Source organism: Streptosporangium minutum, assembly GCF_002149035.1.
GTDB classification, from domain to species: Bacteria; Actinomycetota; Actinomycetes; order Streptosporangiales; family Streptosporangiaceae; genus Streptosporangium; species Streptosporangium minutum.
The window spans coordinates 13,299-35,287 of record NZ_NGFP01000048.1; the positions used below are offsets into that span (position 1 = coordinate 13,299).

General features: G+C 70.7%; 19 protein-coding genes. 13 read left to right on the top strand and 6 right to left on the bottom strand.

Going from position 1 to position 21,989, the window contains the following annotated elements:
- Window positions 1-83: 83 nt before the first annotated feature.
- The 8 genes from metH (at window position 84) to CA984_RS13225 (ending at window position 11,162) form a co-directional block, all read left to right on the top strand.
- Window positions 84-3,548 (top strand): methionine synthase, encoded by a 3,465-nt coding sequence (metH, locus tag CA984_RS13190; protein WP_086571722.1) that lies wholly within the window; start codon window positions 84-86, stop codon window positions 3,546-3,548.
- A gap of 21 nt (window positions 3,549-3,569) precedes the next feature.
- Window positions 3,570-4,226, top strand: a complete 657-nt coding sequence (locus CA984_RS13195) for an HAD family hydrolase (protein ID WP_086571724.1) — start codon at window positions 3,570-3,572, stop codon at window positions 4,224-4,226.
- A 159-nt stretch (window positions 4,227-4,385) separates the two neighbouring features.
- Window positions 4,386-4,913 (top strand): cellulose synthase, encoded by a 528-nt coding sequence (locus tag CA984_RS13200; protein WP_086571726.1) that lies wholly within the window; start codon window positions 4,386-4,388, stop codon window positions 4,911-4,913.
- Between the two features lie 266 nt (window positions 4,914-5,179).
- Window positions 5,180-6,175: an ABC transporter permease gene (locus CA984_RS13205; protein ID WP_086571727.1), complete on the top strand. Its 996-nt coding sequence runs from the start codon at window positions 5,180-5,182 to the stop codon at window positions 6,173-6,175.
- Between the two features lie 56 nt (window positions 6,176-6,231).
- Complete coding sequence (locus CA984_RS13210) at window positions 6,232-8,013, top strand: ABC transporter substrate-binding protein (protein WP_086571729.1); 1,782 nt, start codon at window positions 6,232-6,234, stop codon at window positions 8,011-8,013.
- Between the two features lie 91 nt (window positions 8,014-8,104).
- Complete coding sequence (locus CA984_RS13215) at window positions 8,105-9,124, top strand: ABC transporter permease (RefSeq protein ID WP_086571732.1); 1,020 nt, start codon at window positions 8,105-8,107, stop codon at window positions 9,122-9,124.
- Window positions 9,121-10,146 (top strand): ABC transporter ATP-binding protein, encoded by a 1,026-nt coding sequence (locus CA984_RS13220; RefSeq protein ID WP_086571734.1) that lies wholly within the window; start codon window positions 9,121-9,123, stop codon window positions 10,144-10,146. Before CA984_RS13215 ends, CA984_RS13220 begins: the two co-directional genes overlap by 4 nt.
- Window positions 10,143-11,162 (top strand): ABC transporter ATP-binding protein, encoded by a 1,020-nt coding sequence (locus CA984_RS13225; protein ID WP_086571737.1) that lies wholly within the window; start codon window positions 10,143-10,145, stop codon window positions 11,160-11,162. Before CA984_RS13220 ends, CA984_RS13225 begins: the two co-directional genes overlap by 4 nt.
- Before the next feature lie 76 nt (window positions 11,163-11,238).
- Here the strand turns inward: CA984_RS13225 and CA984_RS13230 are convergent, their stop codons facing one another.
- Genes CA984_RS13230 through CA984_RS13240 form a run of 3 tightly spaced genes read right to left on the bottom strand, consistent with a single transcriptional unit; the run spans window position 11,239 to window position 13,099 of the window.
- Window positions 11,239-12,060: a GNAT family N-acetyltransferase gene (locus CA984_RS13230; protein WP_086571739.1), complete on the bottom strand. Its 822-nt coding sequence runs from the start codon at window positions 12,058-12,060 to the stop codon at window positions 11,239-11,241.
- Entirely contained in the window at window positions 12,057-12,359 is a 303-nt protein-coding gene (locus CA984_RS13235; protein WP_133061650.1) for an AzlD domain-containing protein, read from the bottom strand. The genes CA984_RS13230 and CA984_RS13235 overlap by 4 nt, the downstream gene beginning before the upstream one ends.
- On the bottom strand, window positions 12,356-13,099 hold the full coding sequence (locus tag CA984_RS13240; RefSeq protein WP_086571743.1) for an AzlC family ABC transporter permease: 744 nt from the start codon (window positions 13,097-13,099) through the stop codon (window positions 12,356-12,358). The genes CA984_RS13235 and CA984_RS13240 overlap by 4 nt, the downstream gene beginning before the upstream one ends.
- Before the next feature lie 79 nt (window positions 13,100-13,178).
- Between CA984_RS13240 and CA984_RS13245 the strand changes: the two genes are divergently transcribed.
- On the top strand, window positions 13,179-14,033 hold the full coding sequence (locus CA984_RS13245; protein ID WP_086571745.1) for a LysR family transcriptional regulator: 855 nt from the start codon (window positions 13,179-13,181) through the stop codon (window positions 14,031-14,033).
- A gap of 115 nt (window positions 14,034-14,148) precedes the next feature.
- Here the strand turns inward: CA984_RS13245 and CA984_RS13250 are convergent, their stop codons facing one another.
- The 3 genes from CA984_RS13250 to CA984_RS13260 form a co-directional block, all read right to left on the bottom strand.
- The gene (locus CA984_RS13250; RefSeq protein ID WP_086571747.1) at window positions 14,149-14,832 is read right to left on the bottom strand and encodes a response regulator; all 684 of its coding nucleotides are present in this window, start codon (window positions 14,830-14,832) and stop codon (window positions 14,149-14,151) included.
- The gene (locus CA984_RS13255; RefSeq protein WP_086571749.1) at window positions 14,832-16,031 is read right to left on the bottom strand and encodes a sensor histidine kinase; all 1,200 of its coding nucleotides are present in this window, start codon (window positions 16,029-16,031) and stop codon (window positions 14,832-14,834) included. Before CA984_RS13255 ends, CA984_RS13250 begins: the two co-directional genes overlap by 1 nt.
- 192 nt (window positions 16,032-16,223) lie before the next feature.
- Window positions 16,224-17,093 carry a RecB family exonuclease gene (locus CA984_RS13260; RefSeq protein WP_086571773.1) on the bottom strand — a complete coding sequence of 290 codons (870 nt, stop codon included), beginning with the start codon at window positions 17,091-17,093 and terminating at the stop codon, window positions 16,224-16,226.
- A 168-nt stretch (window positions 17,094-17,261) separates the two neighbouring features.
- Between CA984_RS13260 and CA984_RS13265 the strand changes: the two genes are divergently transcribed.
- The 4 genes from CA984_RS13265 (at window position 17,262) to CA984_RS13280 (ending at window position 21,981) form a co-directional block, all read left to right on the top strand.
- Entirely contained in the window at window positions 17,262-18,350 is a 1,089-nt protein-coding gene (locus CA984_RS13265) for a site-2 protease family protein (protein ID WP_086571751.1), read from the top strand.
- Between the two features lie 164 nt (window positions 18,351-18,514).
- On the top strand, window positions 18,515-20,050 hold the full coding sequence (locus CA984_RS13270; RefSeq protein ID WP_086571753.1) for a hypothetical protein: 1,536 nt from the start codon (window positions 18,515-18,517) through the stop codon (window positions 20,048-20,050).
- 13 nt (window positions 20,051-20,063) lie between these two features.
- Entirely contained in the window at window positions 20,064-20,501 is a 438-nt protein-coding gene (locus tag CA984_RS13275; protein ID WP_086571755.1) for a hypothetical protein, read from the top strand.
- A gap of 64 nt (window positions 20,502-20,565) precedes the next feature.
- Window positions 20,566-21,981: an FHA domain-containing protein gene (locus CA984_RS13280; protein ID WP_086571758.1), complete on the top strand. Its 1,416-nt coding sequence runs from the start codon at window positions 20,566-20,568 to the stop codon at window positions 21,979-21,981.
- Window positions 21,982-21,989: the final 8 nt, after the last annotated feature.

Here is a 21,989-nt window from a genome sequence, read left to right on the forward strand (position 1 = left end):
AGGGTAATTGGACGATGAGTGCAATTGCCACAAGAACAATCAGAGAGAATAACGCCTGGACGGTTCCCAGTAAGCTTTCTCTCATGACTAGCAGACCGTCTTTCCGTGAAGTCCTGGCCGAGCGCGTGATGGTCGCCGACGGGGCCATGGGGACGATGCTGCAGGCGCACGACGTCACCCTCGACGACTTCGAGGGTCACGAGGGCTGCAACGAGGTGCTCAATGCCACCCGCCCCGACATCGTGCGGGCCGTGCACGACGCCTACTTCGAGGTCGGCGTCGACTGCGTCGAGACCAACACCTTCGGCGCGAACCTCGCGGCCCTCGGCGAATACGACATCTCCGAGCGGACCCACGAGCTGTCCGAGGCCGGCGCCCGGGTCGCCCGCGAGGCGGCCGACCACTGGTCCACCCCCGACCACCCCCGCTACGTGCTCGGCTCGATCGGCCCCGGCACCAAGCTCCCCACCCTCGGGCACAAGCCGTACGGCGTGCTGCGCGACGCCTACTACGACAACGCCGCCGGGCTCGTCGCCGGCGGCGCCGACGCCCTGATCATCGAGACCTGCCAGGACCTGCTCCAGGTCAAGGCCGCCGTCATCGGGGCCAAGCGGGCCATCGCCGACTCCGGCCGCGACGTGCCGGTCATCGCCCAGGTCACCGTGGAGACCAACGGCGCGATGCTGCTCGGCTCGGAGATCGGCGCGGCGCTCACCGCGATCGAGCCGCTCGGCGTCGACGTCATCGGCCTCAACTGCGCCACCGGCCCCACCGAGATGAGCGAGCACCTGCGCTACCTGGCGCGCCACGCCCGGGTGCAGCTGTCGTGCATGCCCAACGCGGGCCTGCCGCAGCTGACCTCCGACGGCGCCTACTACCCGCTCACCCCGGACGAGCTGGCCGACGCCCACGAGAACTTCACCCGCTCCTTCGGCCTGTCGCTGGTCGGCGGCTGCTGCGGCACCACCCCCGAGCACCTGCGCAAGGTGGTGGAGCGGGTGCGCGGCAACGAGCACAGCCCCCGCCGCCCGCGTCCCGAGGCCGGGGCGGCCTCGCTCTACCAGCACGTGCCGTTCCGCCAGGACACCTCCTACCTGGCGATCGGCGAGCGGACCAACGCCAACGGCTCCAAGGCCTTCCGTGAGGCGATGCTCGCCGAGAACTGGGAGGAGTGCGTCGAGATCGCCCGGGCCCAGGCCCGCGACGGCGCGCACATGCTCGACCTGTGCATCGACTACGTGGGCCGCGACGGCGTCAGGGACATGAAGGAGCTGGCGTTCCGCTTCGCCACCGCCTCCACCCTGCCGATCGTGCTCGACTCCACCGAGCCCGCGGTGCTGGAGGCCGGTCTGGAGATGATCGGCGGCCGGGCGATCATCAACTCGGTCAACTACGAGGACGGCGACGGCCCCGACTCGCGCTTCACCAGGATCATGAAGCTGGTCCGGTCGCACGGCGCGGCCGTCATGGCGCTGACCATCGACGAGGAGGGCCAGGCCCGCACCGCCGAGTGGAAGCTCAGGATCGCCACCCGCCTCATCGAGGACCTGACCGCCAACTGGGGCATGAACGTCGAGGACATCATCATCGACGCCCTCACCTTCCCCATCGCCACCGGCCAGGAGGAGACCCGCCGCGACGGCGTCGAGACCATCGAGGCCATCCGCGAGCTCAAGCGGCGCTATCCGGGCGTGCAGACCGTGCTCGGCCTGTCCAACATCTCCTTCGGCCTCAACCCGGCCGCGCGCATCGTCCTCAACAGCGTCTTCCTCAACGAGTGCGTCAACGCGGGCCTCGACTCGGCCATCGTGCACGCCTCCAAGATCCTGCCGATGGCCCGCATCCCCGACGAGCAGCGCCAGGTGGCCCTGGACATGGTCTACGACCGCCGCCGGGAGGGCTACGACCCGCTGCAGCGGTTCATGGAGCTGTTCGAGGGCGTGGACGCCGCCTCCGTCAAGGCCGACCGGGCGGCCGAGCTGCTGGGCCTGCCGCTGTGGGAGCGGCTCAAGCGCCGCATCGTCGACGGCGAGCGCAAGGGCCTGGAGGCCGACCTCGACGAGGCGCTGGCGCAGCGCCCGGCCCTGGAGATCGTCAACGACGTGCTCCTCGACGGCATGAAGACCGTCGGCGAGCTGTTCGGCTCCGGGCAGATGCAGCTGCCGTTCGTGCTCCAGTCGGCCGAGGTCATGAAGACCTCCGTCGCCTACCTGGAGCCGCACATGGACCGGGTCGAGGGGGAGAACAAGGGCCGCATCGTGCTGGCGACCGTCAAGGGCGACGTGCACGACATCGGCAAGAACCTGGTCGACATCATCCTGTCCAACAACGGCTACGAGGTCGTCAACCTCGGCATCAAGCAGCCGGTGTCGGCGATCCTGGAGGCGGCCGAGGAGAAGAACGCCGACGTCATCGGCATGTCCGGGCTGCTGGTGAAGTCCACGGTCATCATGAGGGAGAACCTCGAGGAGATGAACTCCCGGGGGATGTCCCAGCGGTTCCCGGTGTTGCTCGGCGGCGCCGCCCTGACCCGCGCCTACGTGGAGCAGGACCTCGCCGAGCTGTTCCAGGGAGACGTCCGCTACGCCCGCGACGCCTTCGAGGGCCTGCGCCTGATGGACGCCTTCATGGCGGTCAAGCGCGGCGAGGTCGGCGCCGTCCTGCCGCCGCTGCGCGAGCGGCGGGTCAAGACCGGTGCGACGCTGGTGCGCACCCCGGAGGCGGAGCTGCCCGCCCGGTCCGACGTGGCCGCCGACAACCCCGTCCCGACGGCCCCCTTCCTGGGGGACCGGATCATCAAGGGCATCCCGCTGGCCGACTACGCCGCGTTCCTGGACGAGCGGGCGACGTTCATGGGCCAGTGGGGCCTCAAGGCCGCGCGCGGCGGCGACGGGCCTTCCTACGAGGAGCTCGTCGAGACCGAGGGCCGGCCGCGCCTGAGGATGTGGCTGGAGCGGATGCAGACCGAGGGCCTGCTGGAGGCCGCCGTCGCCTACGGCTACTTCCCCTGCGTCAGCGACGGCGACTCCCTGATCATCCTCGACGACGCGGGCAACGAGCGGACCAGGTTCACCTTCCCGCGCCAGCGCCGCGACCGGCACCTGTGCCTGTCCGACTTCTTCCGGTCGAAGGACTCCGGCGAGGTCGACGTGGTCGCCCTCCAGGTGGCCACCATGGGCAACCGGGTCTCCGAGGCGGCCGCCGAGCTGTTCGCCAAGGACGCCTACCGCGACTACCTGGAGCTGCACGGCCTGTCGGTGCAGCTCACCGAGGCGCTCGCGGAATACTGGCACGCGAGGGTCCGCACCGAGCTGGGGATCGGCGGTGACGAGTCGCTGGAGGACATGCTGAAGGTCAACGTCACCGGCTGCCGTTACTCCTTCGGCTACCCGGCCTGCCCCAACCTGGAGGACCAGGTCCAGCTCATGGAGCTGATCGACCCCTCCCGGATCGGCGTGAACCTGTCGGAGGAGTTCCAGCTCCACCCCGAGCAGTCCACCTCCGCGCTGGTCGTCCACCACCCTGAGGCCAGTTACTTCAACGTCTGACCGTAAGGGGTTTTCGGGGTAATGGACGCGGTTCTGTTCGACATGGACGGGCTTCTCGTGGACAGCGAGAAGATCTGGTTCCAGGTCGAGTCCGAGGTGATGGAACGGCTCGGCGGCGACTGGGGGCCCGCCGACCAGGAGCGCCTGGTGGGCGGCTCCATGCCGTCCACCGTCGCCTACATGCTCACGGCCTCCGGCGCGAGCGCCCATCCGGACGACGTGGCGGCCTGGATGCTGGAGGGCATGATCCACAGGCTCGCCGGCGGCGTGGAGATGATGCCCGGCGCCGCCGAGCTGCTGGCGGCGGTACGGCGGGCGGGCCTGCCCACCGCCCTGGTGACCTCCTCGGTGCGGCCGATCGCCGAGGCGTGCCTGAAGGGCATCGGCAGGGACAACTTCGACCACGTGGTGACCGGCGACGACGTGATGAGGACCAAGCCCCACCCGGAGCCCTACCTGACGGCCGCCCGGCTGCTGGACGTGGCCGCGGCCCGCTGCGTCGCGCTGGAGGACTCCCCGAACGGGGTGAGCGCGGCCACCGCCGCCGGCTGCCGGGTGGTGGCCGTGCCGAGCGTGCTGCCGATCCCCGCCGCCCCCGGCCGCCTCGTCGTGACCTCCCTGCACGAGGTCGACGTCGACGTCCTCAGGGCGCTGGCGGCCCGCGGCGCGGACCGCTGAGCCCCTCCGGGAGAGCCCCGAGACCGGCCGTCGCCGCCGCGCACCTAGGGGACGGCCCCTTCCCGGCCCCTAGGGGATGATCCCTCCCTGGGGAGGAGGAGCCGTTCCGCCACGGCGTGCCAGGATGGATGGGTAAGCCGATACGAGGGGCGGTCCGCTATGTCGTTCAACCAGATCGCGTGGTTGCCGCTCTGCGCCGGGGTGACCGGTGTGGGGCTGGTGCTGAGTTTCCTGCTGATGCGCCGCCGGGGGGTCGTGGCGGGGCTGCGCGGCGTCGCCTGGTCGCTGCTGCCGCTCGCGGCCTTCCTGACCGGCGCGCTGCCGACCCTGTGGCAGATCGGCACGGCGATCGTCGGGTTCTTCACCGGGGTGGTCCTCAACCCCACCGTGTGGGCCGGAGTGGCCGTGACCGGGCTCTCCCTGGTGCTGTTCATGGTCACCGGGGTGCTGCGCGGCCGCCGTACGGCCGCGTCCGCCGAGCCCCGGACCCCCGTGGCGGGCACGCCCGCGGCGCCGGGCGGGCCCGTGACGGCCGGCGGGGGCGCCACGCAGCCACTCCCGCAGCGCAAAGCCGCGCCGGCCCAGAAGCCCACGCCGGCCCAGAAGCCCGCGCCCGCCCGGAAGCCGGCCGCGGACGACGACTTCTCCGATATCGAGGACATCCTCAAGCGTCGTGGGATCGGGTGACGCTGAGTTACCTATCAGTGCAATGTCACAAATCCGAGACAGAAGGGGGATGGCTTCGGGACATTCGCCTCAAGATCAAAACAAATGAATTGCACGTGAATCACAGTTAAGCCACATACCGCCCCAAGGGACTAGTCAGCGCAGATCAGCCCATAGATTCTGCGTCACGGGACCGTGAAACGGACTCGTAGACTTCAGGGCGCGCGCCCCCGACCCGGGGACGCGTCCAATCGGACGACGTCGTCTGGGATCCAGGGGGCCACTGTATGACCGCACCGCTCGATGTTCCTGGCTCGGCTACGGAGGCGGACCCCGAAGCCGTGCTCGCGGGCGCGGATCGGAAGGCCATCCAAGGCCGCTCCCTCGGCCAGATCGCCTGGATGAGGCTGAAGCGTGACAAGATCGCTCTCGCGGGAGCGGGAGTCATCGTCTTCCTCGTCCTGGTGGCGCTCTTCGCGCCGCTCATCGTGAAGTTCCTCGGCCATCCGCCGCTGGAGTTCCACCGGGAGAAGATCGACCAGTCCACGCTGACGCCCACCGGGGCGTTCGGCGGTATGAGCTGGGACTACCTGTTCGGCGTCGAGCCCCTCTGGGGGCGCGACATCTTCAGCCGGATCGTCTACGGCGCCCGGATCTCCCTGCTCATCGCCTTCCTGGCCACCCTGCTCTCGGTGGTCATCGGCACCGTCCTCGGTGTCGTCGCCGGCTACTTCGGCGGCTGGGTCGACACCGTGATCAGCCGGGCGATGGACGTCTTCCTGGCCTTCCCGCTGCTGGTGTTCGCCATCGCCCTCGCCGGCGTCGTCCCCGACCAGGCGTTCGGCATGTCCGGCGACACCCTGCGCGTATCGTTGCTGGTGTTCATCATCGGATTCTTCAGCTGGCCGTACATCGGCCGGATCGTCCGAGGCCAGACACTCTCCCTGCGAGAACGGGAGTTCATCGACGCGGCCAGGAGCCTCGGCGCCCGCGGGCCGTACATCATCTTCCGTGAGCTGCTGCCCAACCTGATCGCGCCGATCCTGATCTACGCGACGCTGGTCATCCCGACCAACATCCTGTTCGAGGCGGCGCTGTCCTTCCTCGGTGTGGGCGTCCGCCCGCCGACACCCACCTGGGGCGGCATGCTCGCCGAGGCGGCGCGCTTCTACACGGTGCCGCACTTCGCGATCTTCCCCGGTTTGGCGATCTTCGTGACCGTGCTGGCCTTCAACCTCTTCGGAGACGGCCTGCGTGACGCACTGGACCCGCGCGGCCGTTGACGCTTCTCGATCCCCGTAGTTTCCCTGGTTCCTATCCACAAGGGGTGTAGTAACAGATGAAGAGAAAACCCGCAGTCGCGACGTTCGCGGTCACCGCGGCGCTCGCCTTGGGCCTGTCGGCCTGCGGTGGAACCAGCACCGACTCGCCCAAGGAAAGCGCGGGCGCCGGTGGCGGGTCGGCAGCTCCGGCCCAGGCCGAGTTCAACGCCGCGATGAGCAAGGTGTTCAACCCCTCGACCAAGAAGGGCGGCACCCTCAAGTTCGTCAACTCCGGTGACTGGGACTCGCTGGACCCGGCCGACACCTACTACGGCTACTCGTGGAACTTCATGCGCCTGTACGGCCGGGCGCTGACGGTGTTCAAGGCCGCGCCGGGCGCCGAGGGCGCGACCGTCGCACCCGACCTCGCCAAGGACCTCGGCAAGCCGAGCGCCGACTTCAAGACCTGGACCTACACGCTGCGTGAGGGTCTGAAGTACGAGGACGGCACCCCGATCACGTCCAAGGACGTGGCCTACGCCGTGGCGCGCGCGTTCGACAAGGAGACCTTCCCGAACGGTCCCACCTACCTGAACGAGATGCTCAACTGGCCCAAGGACTACAAGGGCGTCTACAAGTCGAAGGACGTCGACTTCAGCTCGGCGATCGAGACGCCGGACGACTCCACGATCGTCTTCCACCTGAAGCAGGCCTACAGCGGCTTCGACTACATCACCCAGATGTCGCCGACCATGCCGGTGCCGAAGGCCAAGGACACGGGCGCGAAGTACCGCGAGCACGTGATCTCCTCCGGCCCGTACATGTTCGAGAAGAACGAGATCGGCAAGGGCTTCGCCCTCGTCCGCAACCCGAACTGGGACGCGGCGACCGACCCCAACCGCCCGGCGCTGCCGGACCGGATCGAGGTCCAGACCAACGTCAACGCCGACGACCTCGACAACCGTCTCCTCTCCGGTGACATCCACGTCGACGTCGCGGGCACCGGTGTCCAGCCGGCCGCGATGAGCAAGATCCTGCCGGACCCCGCCCTCAAGGCGCGGGCCGACAACCCGACGCTGCAGCGTCTCTGGTACACCTCGGTCAGCCCGACGGTGAAGCCGCTGGACAACATCGACTGCCGCAAGGCCGTCCAGTACGCGGCCGACAAGACCGGCTACCAGGCCGCCTACGGCGGTGAGTTCTCCGGTGGCGCGATCGCGACCAGCCTCATGCCGCCGAGCGTCCCGGGCGCCGCGAAGATCGACCTGTACCCCAGCGGTGCGGACGGCAAGGGCGACGTGGCCAAGGCCAAGGAGCACCTGGCCGCCTGCGGCCAGCCGAACGGCTTCGAGACCAACATCGCCTACCGCGCCGAGCGGCCGAAGGAGAAGGCGACCGCCGAGGCCCTGCAGGAGTCGCTGGCCCGCGTCGGCATCAAGCTGACCTTGAAGCCGTACCCGCAGGCGGACTACTTCTCGCTGTACGCCGGCAAGCCGCCGTTCGTCGTGGAGAACAAGCTCGGCCTGGCCGTGAACGGCTGGGGCTCGGACTACCCCGACGGCTACGGCTTCCTGCAGCAGATGGTCGACAGCCGGGTCATCCGTGAGACCGGTGGCTCCTCCAACGTCAGCGTCCGCATCCCCGACGTGGACAAGATGCTCGACGAGTCCCTGCTCGAGGCCGACGCCAAGAAGCGTGAGCCGATGTGGGCCGCCATCGACAAGCGCGTCATGGAAGAGGCGGTCATCCTGCCGGGTGTCTGGGCCAAGAGCCTGCTGGTCCGCGGCAAGGGTGTGACCAACGTCTTCATCAGTGACGGTCAGCAGATGTACGACTACGTCGCGATGGGCGTCGAGTAACACCGCTTCTCATACAACGAGTAGTTAGGCAGGTGAAGGCAGCGGTGGCCGCCGGGAGCAATCCTTCCGGCGGCCACCTGGGCCGGGCACTGTGGTCACATACATCATCAGACGCCTGATCGGCGCAGTGATCATGCTCCTCATCGTGAGCATGGCCACCTTCGCGATCTTCTTCCTCGTGCCCCAACTGGCGGGGGCGACTCCGGAGGGCATGGCCAGCCGGTATGTCGGCCGTACGGCCACGGCGGAGACGGCCAAGCTGGCCGCCGAACGGCTGGGGTTCAACGATCCACTGGTCGTGCAGTACGGCAGGTTCGTGAAGGGGATCGTCGCGGGCGCTGAGTACGACTACGGCCCCGGGGTCGAGGAGTGCCCGGCCCCTTGCCTGGGGTATTCGTTCATCACCCGGCAACCGGTCTTCCCCGACCTCATGAACCGCCTGCCGATCACGCTGTCGCTCGCGATCGGCGCGGCGGTGATCTGGGTGATCATGGGCGTGGGCATCGGCGTGCTGTCCGCGTTGCGCAGAGGCAGCGTCTTCGACCGGGCGGCCATGACCGTCGCACTGGCAGGAGTCTCCCTGCCGATCTTCTTCACCGGCCTGGTATCCCTGCTGGTGTTCAGTTACGGCAACCCGTTCTCCTTCGCGGCGCAGGGCGGCCACTACACCACCTTCCTCGACAGTCCGAGCCAGTGGGCCTACAACCTGCTTCTCCCGTGGATCACGCTGGCCTTCCTGTTCGCGGCCACATACGCGCGTCTCACCCGGGCGGGCATGCTGGAGACGATGAACGAGGACTACATCCGCACCGCCCGTGCCAAGGGGCTCCGCGAGAGCACCGTCGTCACCAAGCACGGCCTCAGGGCGGCCCTGACGCCCATCCTCACCGTCTTCGGCCTGGACTTCGGCCTGCTGATCGGCGGCGCCGTCCTCACCGAGAGCGCCTACTCGCTGCCCGGCCTGGGCAAGTACGCCATCGACGCCATCGTCAACCAGGACCTTCCCAAGGTGATGGGTGTGACGTTGCTGGCGGCGCTGTTCGTGGTCGTCGCGAGTCTGATCGTCGACCTGCTCTACGCGGTGGTCGACCCGAGGGTGAGGCTGGCGTGAGCTTCCTTGAACTGAAGGACCTGAAGATCCACTTCCCGACCGACGACGGGCTGGTCAAGTCCGTCGACGGGCTGACCTTCTCTCTGGAGCGGGGCAGCACGCTCGGGATCGTGGGAGAGTCCGGCTCCGGAAAGAGCGTGACCAGCCTGGGCATCCTGGGGCTGCACAAGGGCGGCCACGCCAGGATCTCCGGTGAGATCTGGCTGGACGGCGAGGAGCTGGTCAGCGCCTCCCAGGAACACGTGCGCGGGTTGCGCGGCAAGAAGATGGCGATGATCTTCCAGGATCCGCTGTCGGCGATGCACCCCTACTACACGGTCGGCGACCAGATCGTGGAGGCCTACCGGATCCACCACAGCGTGAGCAAGAAGGTCGCCCGCAAGCACGCGATCGACATGCTCGGCCGGGTGGGCATCCCGGAGCCGGGCCGCCGGGTGGACGCCTACCCGCACGAGTTCTCCGGCGGCATGCGCCAGCGCGCGATGATCGCGATGGCGCTGTCGTGCGACCCGGAGCTGCTGATCGCCGACGAGCCGACCACCGCGCTGGACGTGACCGTGCAGGCCCAGATCCTGGACCTGATGCGGGATCTGCAGCGGGAGTTCAACTCCGCCCTCATCATCATCACCCACGATCTGGGCGTCGTGGCCGAGCTGTCGGACGACATCCTGGTCATGTACGGCGGCAAGTGCATCGAGTACGGCGCGGCGGAGGACATCTTCTACCGTCCCGAGCACCCCTACACCTGGGGTTTGCTGGGGTCGATGCCCCGCCTGGACCGGGAGCGCACCGAGCGGCTGATGCCGATCAAGGGCTCCCCGCCCTCACTGATCAACATCCCGCCGGGCTGCGCCTTCCACCCTCGCTGCCCCTATTCCGACCGGACGCAGGGCAAGGCCGACACCGAGGTGCCGGCTCTCCTGGAGACCGAGGGCGGTCACCTGGTGCGCTGCCACATGCCTCGTGAGGAGCGGCGGTCGCTCTGGGAGAACGAGATCAAGCCGATGCTGGAGACCACGTGACCACTCCTAATGAGCCGCTGCTGTCCGTCCAGGACCTGCAGAAGTACTTCCCGGTGACGAAGGGGCTGCTCAAGCGGCAGGTCGGCGCGGTGAAGGCGGTCGACGGGATCAGTTTCGACGTCTTCAAGGGCGAGACGCTGGGCGTGGTCGGCGAGTCGGGCTGCGGCAAGTCCACCATGGGGCGGCTGGTCACCCGGCTGCTGGAGCCGACCGGCGGCAAGGTGCTGTTCGAGGGGCAGGACATCACGCACATGTCGCAGGGCAGGCTCCGCCCGCTCCGGCGCGACATGCAGATGATCTTCCAGGACCCGTTCTCGTCGCTGAACCCGCGCCACACCGTGGGGGCGATCGTGGGAGCGCCGTTCCGGATCCAGGGCATCAAGACCGAGCACGGCACCAAGAAGGCCGTGCAGGACATCCTGGAGCTGGTGGGGCTCAACCCCGAGCACTACAACCGCTACCCGCACGAGTTCTCCGGCGGTCAGCGCCAGCGGATCGGCATCGCCCGCACCCTCGCGCTCAAGCCGAAGATGATCATCGCGGACGAGCCGGTGTCGGCGCTGGACGTGTCGATCCAGGCGCAGGTGGTGAACCTGCTGGAGGACCTGCAGAACGAGCTGGATCTGACCTACGTGGTGATCGCCCACGACCTGTCGGTGGTCCGGCACATCAGTGACCGGGTCGCCGTCATGTATCTGGGCAAGCTCGTCGAGCTGGCCGACCGGAAAGACCTGTACGAGTCGCCCATGCACCCGTACACCAACGCGCTGATGTCCGCGGTCCCCATCCCCGATCCGGCCCGGCGCAACGACCGCGAGCGCATCCGCCTCCAGGGTGACGTGCCCAGCCCGCTGAGCCCGCCGCCCGCCTGCCGCTTCCACACCCGGTGCTGGAAAGCCCAGGCGATCTGCAAGGTGGAGGAGCCGCCGCTGGTCGAGCTGGCCACCCGTCACCAGGTGGCCTGCCACTTCCCGGAGAACGTTCCCCAGGAAGCCGCCGAAGCCGTTTCCGCCTGACCCGATCGCCGACGGATTCCGTCGGCGGCGCCTCCCCCCGATGCCGTGAAGAGCCGGGGGGAGGGCGGGCGTCCCGTCACCCCAGCGCGGACATGACCGGGGCGAAGAACCGGGTCCGGTCGCCGGGGAGCGGCTCGGCGCCGGCGACCATGTCCGAGGTCCTCATCCCCGCCGCCATGCCGTGCCCGGTCAGCCACTCGGCCAGCTCCCGGCGGCTCTCCTCGACCTCGATCCGGGCCGGGCCCCCGACCTGGGAGGCGAGGTCGGAGATCAGCCGCCGGGCGTCCGCCGGATCCGCGGCGATCACCGGTCCGACGACCGTGTTGCCCACATTGCGCCACATACCGGCGTAGCCCGTGACCACTCCTCCGTCCTCGATCACCCGGATCTGCTCGGCGAAGTCGAACAGCCTCGTCAGGAGGGCCGACCGGTCGGCGCCGAGGACCTCCGCGTCGAGGTCGGCGATCGCCTTCAGATCCTCGGGGGAGGCGGGTCGGGACGCGCCGGACGCCTGCCCGGTGAAGGTCCCCAGATGCATGGCGACCGGGCTCGTCACCCGGAAGCCGAGCCGCTCGTACAGGGGGCGGCCCGTCGCGGTCGCGTTCAGGAAGACGGTCGCGCCGCGCGCCCGGTCCAGCACGTGGCCGATCAGGCGGCCTCCCAGCCCCTGGCGCCCGTGACGCGAGGCCACCAGCACCATGCTGATCGCGGCGGTGCGGGTGCCGTAGCGGGTCAGGATGGCGGTGGCCACCAGCTCGCCGCCGGGATCCACCATTCCGTAGCCCTCCCCGCCCTGGAGCAGGAACAGCCACTTGCGCTCCTCGCGCGACCACTGCCGGTCCGCCGCGAGCCGCAGGCAGGCCTCGAGGTCGTCAGGGGTCAGCTCGCGGATGATCATACGAGTCCTCCAATGGTCACAAGCGCTCCGGCGGCGGTGCCGAGGAGCATGGCGGGCAGGAATCCCAGGCGGCGGGCTGCCACGCCCGCCACGGCGGCGGCGACGACCAGGTGGGCCGCCGGGCGGCCGCCCGGCGCGGCCTGGACGACCACGACGGCAGCCAGCAGCGCCACCGGCAGCAGCGCGGTGAACAGGCTCCGGCGCCCGTCTCCTCCACCCCGCGCGGCTGCGCTCACCCCGGCCAGCCGGAGCAGGTAGGTCACGACGGCCAGGCCCGCGACGAACAGCACGACGTTCATGCCGGCCGTACCGCGAACGGGACGGCGGCCAGCGCGGCGACGAGGACCGGCAGGCCCGGCGGCAGCCACCACGACGCCACCAGCGCCAGGGCGGCCGCCCCGGCGGCGACCGCCGCCTCGCGGCGGGTGCGGAGCAGAGGGACGAGCAGCGCGGCGAAGGCGGCCGCGGCGGCGCCGWCCACCGTCTGCCGCGCCCCGTGGGGCAGCACCGAGCCGAGCAGCGCCCCGGCGGCCGTGCCGCCCACCCAGCCGGTGAACAGCAGCGACCCGACCACCAGGAACGTCCGCCTGCGCGTGGCCGGGGTCCCACGCGAGACCGCGGCCGCCACCGACTCGTCGGAGACCAGGTGCGCGGCGAGCCACCGGCCCCACCGGGTCCGGAAGACGTCGCCGAGCGCCAGCCCGAACGCGGTCAGCCGCAGGTTGACCAGCGACGCGGCGATCACCGCCGCGATCACCGCCCCGGTCGCCTGCGACACGCCGTCCGGCGCTCCGGGGGCGCCGCCCAGCGCCGACAGCCCGACGATCTGGCTGCCCCCGGCGTGCACCGCGACGCTGGCCAGCACCGCCTCCCAGGCGGACCAGCCCTGCTCCACAGCCGCCGCTCCGAACACCGCCGAATAGGTGGCCGCCCCGGCCGCCGCGCCCAGCGCGAGCCCGAGATCCGACCGCGTGGCGGCGGGACCGGCCGGATCCTCCGGCCCGGTCTCGAACGCCCGTGCGTCCGGCTGATCTGTCATGGGTGAATCGTGCGGCAGGGACGGCGGCCGCGTTCAATAGTTTGCGGCTATGCCGATAGGCGATGGCTATCCTTGCTGGATGGACGTTACGCTGCCGGCCGTACGGGCGTTCGTCGCCGTGGCCCGGACCGGGTCGTTCCGGGACGCGGCCATCTCGCTCGGGGTCAGCCAGCCGACCGTGAGCGCCGCCGTGAAACGCCTGGAGGCCACCGCCGGACGGCCGCTGCTGATCCGCGACCGCGACGGGGTGCGCCTGACCGAGCTGGGCGGCCGGGTGCTGGGCCACGCGTCGGCGGTGACGAGCGCCGCCGACGAGCTGGAGGCACTGCTGGCCGGGGACGCCTCCGAGCTGACCGTGGGATTCATGGGCGAGGCGGCCGGCGCGCGCACCTCCCGGCTGTTCGACGCGGTACGGCGTGCCTCCGGCAGGGAGCTACGGCTGCGCCGCTTCGACTTCGACGACCCGTCGTGCGGCCTGCTGGCCGGGACCAGCGACCTGGCCGTGGTGTGGCCTCCGCTGAGCACCGGCGACGCCCTGGAGGTGCTGGTCCTCGGCAGTGACCGGCGGGCCGTCGCCGTGCCCGTCGGCGACCCGCTCGCCCGGCTGGCCGCGGTCGACCCCGCCGACCTGGCGGGCCGCGTCTGGGTGGTGCCCCGCAGCCCCGACCCGGTCTGGCGGGCCTTCCGCCACCCGGGTTCCATCGGCGTCGGGGACATCGCGGGCGAGGTGGAGTCCCGCGCGATCGAGGAGACCCTGGAGCTGGTCGCGGCCGGCCAGGGCATCGCCCTGCTCTCGCAGAGCACCGACGACCACTACGCCCGTGCCGGAGTGGTGTTCGTCCTGCTCTCCGACGGATGCCGCTGCACCACCGCCGTCGCCTGGCGACGCGCCGACACCCGGCCGGTGATCGCCCGGATCCTCGCCGGACTCTGACCCGGATCCCTCCGGCCGGGCCCGCGAGCCGGATGATCTCGATTCCCGGACGCCGGTCCGGTCCCCGCCGGACGGTGACGCGGTTCTGGGTATCCCGGATCCCTCCGCCGGGAGCCTAGGGGATGGCGCCCGGGGTGATCAGGCCGGTCTCGTAGGCCAGGACCACGGCCTGGACCCGGTCGCGCAGGCCGAGCTTGGTGAGGACGTTGCCGACGTGGGTCTTGACCGTCGTCTCGCTCACCACGAGCTCGGCGGCGATCTCCGCGTTGGACATGCCCCGGGCGATCAGCCGCAGCACCTCCATCTCACGCTCGGTGAGCCGGTCCAGGCGGGCCGGGGTGGACTGCTGGTGCGCCGAGGGCAGGCGCGCCCCGAACCTGTCCAGCAGCCGCCGGGTCACGCTCGGCGCGACGATGGCGTCCCCCGCCGCGACCACCCTGATGGCCTGCACCAGCTCGTCCGGCGGCACGTCCTTCAGCAGGAAGCCGCTGGCCCCGGCGCGCAGCGCCTCCACGATGTATTCGTCCAGGTCGAAGGTCGTCAGCACCAGGACCTTGGGCACGTGGGCCGCGCCCACGGCCTCCCGCACGATCCGGCGGGTCGCCTCTATGCCGTCCACGCCCGGCATCCGGATGTCCATCAGCACCACGTCGGGCATCAGCGCCCGCGACTGGTCCTGGGCGGCCTTGCCGTCCCCGGCCTCGCCGACCACGGTGACGTCCGGCTCGGCCTCCAGGATGAGACGGAAACCGGTGCGCAGCAGTGGCTGGTCGTCCACCAGTAACACTCTGATCGTCATCACACGTCCTTGAGGGGAAACCGGGCATTGACCTCGAATCCGCCCTCCGGACGCGGGCCGATCCTCAGGATCCCACCATAGAGGGCCACGCGCTCGCGGATGCCGACCAGCCCGTGGCCGGTCCGGTCGGCGGCCGGTCCGGGGGCGCCGGAGCCGTGACCGTCGTCCTCGACCTGGACGGCCAGCTCGCCCGGCTCCTGCCGTACGGTCACCCAGGCGCGGGCCTGCGGGCCCGCGTGCCGCAGGCTGTTGGTCAGCGCCTCCTGGACCAGCCGGTAGACGGCCAGGTCGACGCCGGGCGGCAACGGGACTCCCCGGCCCTCGATCCACAGCTGCGTCCGCAGGCCCGCCTCGCGCATCTGGTCGACCAGGGTGGGGATCTCCTGCACCCCCGGCTGGGGGTTGCGCTCGGCGGGCCCCGCGTCGGTCCTGAGCACGCCCACGATGTTGCGCATCTCGGCCATCGCGGTCCGGCCCATCTCCTCGATCGCCGACAGTGCCTCACGGGCGCCGTCGGGGTTGGTGGCCAGCACCCGGCGGGCCGCGGAGGCCTGGACGGTCATCACGCTCACGTGGTGGGCGACCACGTCGTGCAGCTCGCGGGCGATGCGGGAGCGCTCCTCGGCTCTGGCCGCCCGCGTGTCGGCCTCCCGGGCCCGCTCCATCCGCCCGGCCCGGTCGCGCAGCTCGGCGAGATAGGCCCGGCGCAGCCGGACGCCGCGCCCGGCGATCCACAGGGTCATGGTCAGCAGGGCCACGAACAGGTGCGCCGTCCGGTCGCCGGGACCGGCGGCCGTCACCGCGAAGACGGCGCGGCAGGTGAGGCTCAGCACCAGCGCGCACAGGCTGAGCGCCAGGCCGCGGTGGGCGGCGATCGTGTAGACCAGCACCAGCGCGGCGACCCAGAGCAGGGAGCCGCTCCGGTTCAGCGACGCCAGCGTCATCTCCGTGACACCGGCCAGGAAGAGCATCGTGAACGGCATGCGCCGGCGCAGCGCCGTGGACAGGCAGCCGGCCACGATCAGAGCGAGACCCAGCGCGTCGGGCCTGACCGCGCCGGACGGGGCGTCGAAGCCGGACAGGGAGGTGACGTAGGCGCACGGCACGGCGGCGGCCGCCAGCACCACCGCCAGGGCGGTGTCGGAGATCAGCGGGTGTCCGTGGAGCCAGGCCCGCAGGCCGCCTGGGGTGTTGCGCACACAATCAATTTAGGCGTCCCATTCCCGCAGCCACCCTGCTACGGGGGGATATCGCCCTCATCCCCACGGATGACCCGCGGGCCCCCGAGCCGTGAAGAGGGACCGGGCGCCGCCTCCGTGGCGCTCGGGGCTGGGGAGGCGGCGGCCGTCGCCCCCCATGACCGCCTGCGGAGTCCCGCACCCGCGGGCCGCTCAGAGCTCGTCGGTCGCCGCCCTGGACGTGCGGCGGGTGCTGCGCACGGTGTCGCCCGGCTGCCGCTCGGGCAGCGGCGGGGGAGTGCCGCCGAACTGCGGGCACAGCTCCTGGTAGCTGCACCAGTCGCACAGGCGGCTGGGCCGGGGAGGCCACTCGCCGGTCTCCATCGCCCGCTCGATGGCCGTCCACAGGGCCTGCACCTTGCGCTCGGTGGCACGGAGATCGGCCTCGTCCGGAGCGTAGCGGAGCACCTCGCCGCCGCCCCCCAGATACATCAGCTGCAGCAGGCGCGGCACCGAGCCGTGCAACCGCCACAGCGTCAGCGCGTAGAACTTCATCTGGAACAGGGCCTTGGCCTCGAAGGCCTGCCCCGGCGCGCTGCCGGTCTTGTAGTCGACCACGCGCACCTCGCCGGTGGGCGCGACGTCCAGCCGGTCGATGTAACCGCGCAGCATCAGGCCGTTGTCGAGCACCGCCTCCACATACAGCTCCCGCTCGGCGGGCTCCAGGCAGGTGGGGTCCTCAAGGGTGAAGTAGCGCTCCAGCATGGAGCGGGCCTGGGCCAGCCACTGGGCCCGCTCCCGGTCGTCGGCGAACATCCCGCCGTAGGCGGGATCCTCGGCCAGCAGCCTGTCCCACTGCGGCTCCAGCAGCTCCTGGGCCGCGGCGACCGTACGCGCGGCGGCGGGAAGGTCGTAGAGGCGCTCCAGCACCGAGTGGACCATCGTGCCGCGCACCGCGGCGGGCGACGGCGGCTCGGGCAGCCGGTCGATCACCCGGAAGCGGTAGAGCAACGGGCACGTCATGAAGTCACCGGCGCGAGACGGCGACAGCGCTCCGATGATCGTGGGCTCGGTCAGTGACATGTCCGCACTGTAGGTCACAGTGGCGACAGTTTGGGCCGAAGGTGGGCTCGCGGCGTCTGCGGGCGCCTCGACGGCGCGTAGCATCAAGGCCTGAAGGCGGAGTGAACGAGGAGTGGTGAGCCAGCGGTGAGCAGCGAGAGCCCGCGTCAGAACAGCCCGGGACTGCGGATGGGGCGGCCGTTCGGCATCCCGGTGTACGTCTCGCCGACCTGGTTCATCGTGGCGGCGTTCATCACCTTCACCTACCAGCCGATCGTGACCGGCCGGCTGCCCGAGCTGAGCGTCCCGGTGACGTATCTCGTCTCGTTCGTCTTCGCGGTGCTGCTGTACGTGTCGGTGCTGCTGCACGAGCTGGCGCACTGCGTGGTCGCCAGGATGTACGGCCTGCCGGTCCGCCGCATCACCCTCTACCTGCTCGGCGGCGTCTCGGAGATCGAGCGCGAGCCGGAGACCCCCGGCCGGGAGTTCATGGTGGCCTTCGCCGGGCCGCTGCTCTCGCTCGGACTGGCCGCGATCGGTTTCGCCGCCTCCATGGTCATCGACCCGGGCACCGTCCTCGGCGTGCTGACCTTCCAGCTCTGGTTCTCCAACCTGATCGTCGGGGTCTTCAACCTCCTGCCGGGGCTGCCGCTCGACGGCGGGCGGATGCTGCGCGCCGGCGTCTGGAAGATCACCCGGAGCTCGGGCTCGGGCACGATCGCCGCGGCCTGGGTGGGCCGCGTGCTGGCCGTCGTCATGGTCGCGGTGCCCGTCGGGCTGGCGCTGATGAGCGGGCAGACGCCGGGCTGGGAGCTCATCTGGTCGGTGCTGCTGGCCTCCTTCATCTGGTTCGGCGCCACCCAGGCGCTGCGCGGCGCCCGGGTGCGCGCCCGCATCCCGCAGGTGAACGCCCGAGCCCTGGCCAGGCGGGCCATCGCGGTGACCGGGGACGTGCCGCTGGCCGAGGCCCTGCGCCGGGCCGCGGAGGCCCAGGCCGGGGCGATGGTGGTGGTCGACCACGAGGGCCGCCCGACCGGGATCGTCAACGAGGTCGCGGTGGAGGCCACCCCGGAGAACCGCCGCCCCTGGGTGACGGCCGGTTCGCTGGCGCGCGGCCTCGAACCGTCACTGGTGCTGGCCGCCGACCTGTCGGGGGAGTCCCTGATCGACGCCATGCGTGAGACCCCCGCCGGGGAATACCTCCTGGTGGAGCGCGGCGGCGAGATCTTCGGGGTGCTGGCCACCTCGGACGTGAACCGGGTGTTCAGCGGGGTCTGAGCGAACCGCCGAGGGGTTTCGCGCGTCACACTGAACGTGTGCCGGGACGGAACAGCGGTGCCGGGGGAAGAACGTACCGTTCTGCCCACTCGTTTTCGGTGCGCGCCACGACTAATGTTCTGGCCAACCGAACCGGTTGGCCATGTAGCTAAGGGACGCATCCATTGGCACCCCCCCACGTGCCGGCCTCGGCCGGTGATCTCACTCCGGAGTTGCTCGGCACGTCCGAATGGAGCGATCAGCTGGTCGCAGCCGCCGGCATCCCCATGTACGACATCCCGTTCCTGACGGTCGGCGGGGGCATGGGCTCCTTCGTCACCCTGGACTACCTGCGGATCTACGGCGTGCCCGCCTCCCAGATGCGGGTGGTGTCCAACATCGACACCCCGTGGCAGACCTACGAGTTCCTGACCAGGTGCTCGCAGATCCCCCGCTCCGAGCGGATCCGCTCCGACTCCGCCTCGCGGCCCGACAACATCTGGGGGTTCCCCTCCTACGCGCTGCAGGAGACCTGGACGGACAAGACGCCGGCCTACCTGTGGCAGCTGCTGACCGAGCCGCTCCTGAACGACTACTGGACGCCGCGCGCCGGCACGGTCTTCCAGAGCCTGGAGCGCGAGGCCAAACGCATCGACTACTGGGACATGCTGGTCAAGGGCCAGGTCCGGATGGTCCGCCGACGGGCCGGCGGCGGCTACTTCACCGTGGTCACCCCGCCCGAGGGCTCGGCTCCCACCAAGCGCGTCATCTTCCGCTCGCGCTTCGTGCACATCGCGATCGGCTACCCCGGCTTGAAGTTCCTGCCCGACCTGCAGGAGTTCCGTACCAAGCACGGCGACTACCAGCACGTGGTGAACGCCTACGAGCCGCACGAGCAGGTCTACGAGTTCCTCAAGACCCGCCCCGGCACGGTGGTCATCCGGGGCGGCGGCATCGTGGCCTCCCGCGTGCTGCAGCGCCTGTTCGACGACCGGGAGAAGTTCCGGCTGCAGACCCAGATCGTCCACATCTTCCGGACCTTCGTCACCGGCTCCCACGGCCCGCACGTCTGGGCGCGGCGCAAGGGCGGCGACGGCTGGGCCTACCAGGGCTTCAACTACCCCAAGTCGGTGTGGGGAGGCCAGCTCAAGGCGCAGATGCGCAAGCTGGAGGGTGCCGAGCGCGCCGCGAAGTACAAGGAGATGGGCGGCACCAACACCCCCTACTGCCGGCGCTGGCAGGAGCAGATGCGGGCGGGCCGCAGCGGCGGCTACTACCACCCCGTGCAGGGCACCGTGGACCGGGTGGAACGCGGCTCCGACGGCCGGCTGGTCAGCTACGTGCGCAGTAGCGACGGCATCGTCCGCGAGCCGGTGGCCGACTACATCATCGACTGCACCGGTCTCGAGGCCGACATCGCCGAGCACCGGATCTACGACGACCTGCTCCGGCACGGCGGGGCCTACCGCAACCCGGTCGGCCGGCTGGAGGTGGAGCGCCACTTCGAGGTGAAGGGGACGGCCAGCGGCGACGGCGTCCTCTACGCCTCCGGTTCCGCGACGCTCGGCGGTTACTTCCCCGGCGTCGACACCTTCCTCGGCCTGCAGATCGCGGCCCAGGAGATCGCCGACGACCTGGCGAGGCGGGGGTTCGTCCGCAGGATGGGGCCGTTCCGGTCGACCTCGCAGTGGTTCAAATGGGCCTTCAACTCGCCGGTGTAAGGAGCGACCCCCTGTGGTTCCGACTTTGGCCGGGCGCATCCAGACGCGCCTCTTCCTGCTCGCCACCGTGGGCGCGGTCATCACGTTGCTGATCGTGCCGGTGCTTCCGGGCTCCTCCGGGGCGCTCGGCGACCGCTACGTCAACGGGTTCCTGGTCCTCGCGGCGGTCGCCGTGCTGGGGATCGCCTGGGAGCTCGTCTACCACTTCCTCATGCAGTTCCGGTGGGAGAAGGACTGGCCGACGCTGTTCGGTTTGCTGACGCTCGTTCCCGAAGGTCTTCTGCTGTACTTTTTGCTACGGTCCGGTGCAGTCGATTTCATTGATCCGGTGCCGTCGGCCGCGTTCTGGACGCATTTCATCATCGTCTGGGTATGCGTGTGGCTGGTGGCGAACGGTCCGATGCGCGTGCCGTTCATCCGATGGCGTTTTCGGGGAGGGAGAGTTTTGTGACCGAGCGAAGCGAGACAACGACTCAGCACAGCACCTTGGTCATGAAGCCGGCGAAGGAGGTTTCATGACCGACGAGGGTTTCGGGGTGGTGCGTCCGCTTCCGGGCAACGGGCTGGTCGCCCACGTGGGTGGTCTGCTGCTGGTGTGTGACGCGGCCGAGGCCGTCGTGGAAGACCTGCTGGGGGCCTTGAGGGAGACCGCCGCCTCGGGCGGGGACGGCCGCGCGCTGGCCCGCCGGGTCGCCCAGGTGCTGGCCGTCATGATGGGCGAGCCCGTGGCGTGCGCCGTCGCCGGCCCCGTCACCGGGGGAGTGGCCGTGCTGGTCAGCGGCCCGGCCTACGCGTCGGTCACCGGCTCGGGCGGCGAGGTCCAGCTGGCCGGACGTGACGCGCTCACCTGGTCCGACCGGCTGGTGCCCGGCCCGGTGACCCGCGTGGAGCTGCGCCTGCCCGAGGCCGGCGAGGCGCACCCGCTCGCCCGGCTGGACGGCGGTGTCATCGTCGGCGGCGGCGTCTGGTGCGACCTGACCGAGGGCGGCGCGCCACCGGCCGTCCAGCGGCCCGTGCCCCGGACGGAGCCCGCTCCGCCGGCCGTCCAGCCGTCCGTGCCGCAGCCGCCCGCCCCCCGGGCGGAGGTCGTCTCCCCGGCGGAGCCGTCGCTCCCGCCGACCTCCGCGCGCCCCGAGTGGTCGGCGCCCCCGGCGGACAGCGCACCGCCGGCGCCCTACCCGATGAGCTCTCCCGAGCACTACCCGCCCGTCCTCGTCCCGGAGCCCCAGCTCTCCGCGCCGCCGGCGTGGCAGCCCGACCCCGTGCCGGTCCCCCCGCAGGGGCCGCCCTCCGGGCCGGTCCCGCAGGAGGAGGTGGAGACGGCCAGGGCGAGCGGGATCGGCGGCGATCCCATCGACGCACGTGACCAGCCGTTCGAGTACGAACTGCTGACCCCGGACGGTCCGCAGGCCGCGCCCGAGCCGTCGTCCGGGCCGGAGCCGCAGCCGGAGTCGCGACCGCTGGTCTACGGGGTCGACTGCAAGAACGACCACTTCAACGACCCGCGCGTGCCGTACTGCGCGGTCTGCGGCATCGCCCTGGTGCAGCGCACGCTCGTCCCCTACAAGGGGCCGCGACCGCCGCTGGGCGTGCTGCTCCTCGACGACGGCATGACGCTCCGCCTCGACACCGACTACCTGGTCGGCCGCGACCCCGAGCGGGCCCCCGAGGTCGCCGACGGCTCGGTGCGTCCCGCCAAGGTCACCAGCCCCGACGGGTCGGTCTCCCGCCGTCACCTGCGGGTGGCGCTGGACGGCTGGGACGTCAACCTGGTCGACCTGGGGTCGGTCAACGGCACCCAGATCCAGCCGCCGGGCGACCCCAACTTCTACGACATCCCGCCGAACGAGGCGGTGGCGATCCTGCCCGGCACGACCGTGCGGATCGGCGTCTCCCGCACCATGCGCTACGAGTCGCACCGCAACCGCTAGCGGACCCG

Bases quoted from the DNA above. Each gene is read 5' to 3' on its own strand.
- metH (WP_086571722.1), top strand. From the start codon at position 84: ATGACTAGCAGACCGTCTTTCCGTGAAGTCCTGGCCGAGCGCGTGATG.
- CA984_RS13195 (WP_086571724.1), top strand. From the start codon at position 3,570: ATGGACGCGGTTCTGTTCGACATGGACGGGCTTCTCGTGGACAGCGAG.
- CA984_RS13200 (WP_086571726.1), top strand. From the start codon at position 4,386: ATGTCGTTCAACCAGATCGCGTGGTTGCCGCTCTGCGCCGGGGTGACC.
- CA984_RS13205 (WP_086571727.1), top strand. From the start codon at position 5,180: ATGACCGCACCGCTCGATGTTCCTGGCTCGGCTACGGAGGCGGACCCC.
- CA984_RS13210 (WP_086571729.1), top strand. From the start codon at position 6,232: ATGAAGAGAAAACCCGCAGTCGCGACGTTCGCGGTCACCGCGGCGCTC.
- CA984_RS13230 (WP_086571739.1), bottom strand. From the start codon at position 12,060: ATGATCATCCGCGAGCTGACCCCTGACGACCTCGAGGCCTGCCTGCGG.
- CA984_RS13235 (WP_133061650.1), bottom strand. From the start codon at position 12,359: ATGAACGTCGTGCTGTTCGTCGCGGGCCTGGCCGTCGTGACCTACCTG.
- CA984_RS13245 (WP_086571745.1), top strand. From the start codon at position 13,179: ATGGACGTTACGCTGCCGGCCGTACGGGCGTTCGTCGCCGTGGCCCGG.
- CA984_RS13250 (WP_086571747.1), bottom strand. From the start codon at position 14,832: ATGACGATCAGAGTGTTACTGGTGGACGACCAGCCACTGCTGCGCACC.
- CA984_RS13260 (WP_086571773.1), bottom strand. From the start codon at position 17,093: ATGTCACTGACCGAGCCCACGATCATCGGAGCGCTGTCGCCGTCTCGC.
- CA984_RS13265 (WP_086571751.1), top strand. From the start codon at position 17,262: ATGGGGCGGCCGTTCGGCATCCCGGTGTACGTCTCGCCGACCTGGTTC.
- CA984_RS13280 (WP_086571758.1), top strand. From the start codon at position 20,566: ATGACCGACGAGGGTTTCGGGGTGGTGCGTCCGCTTCCGGGCAACGGG.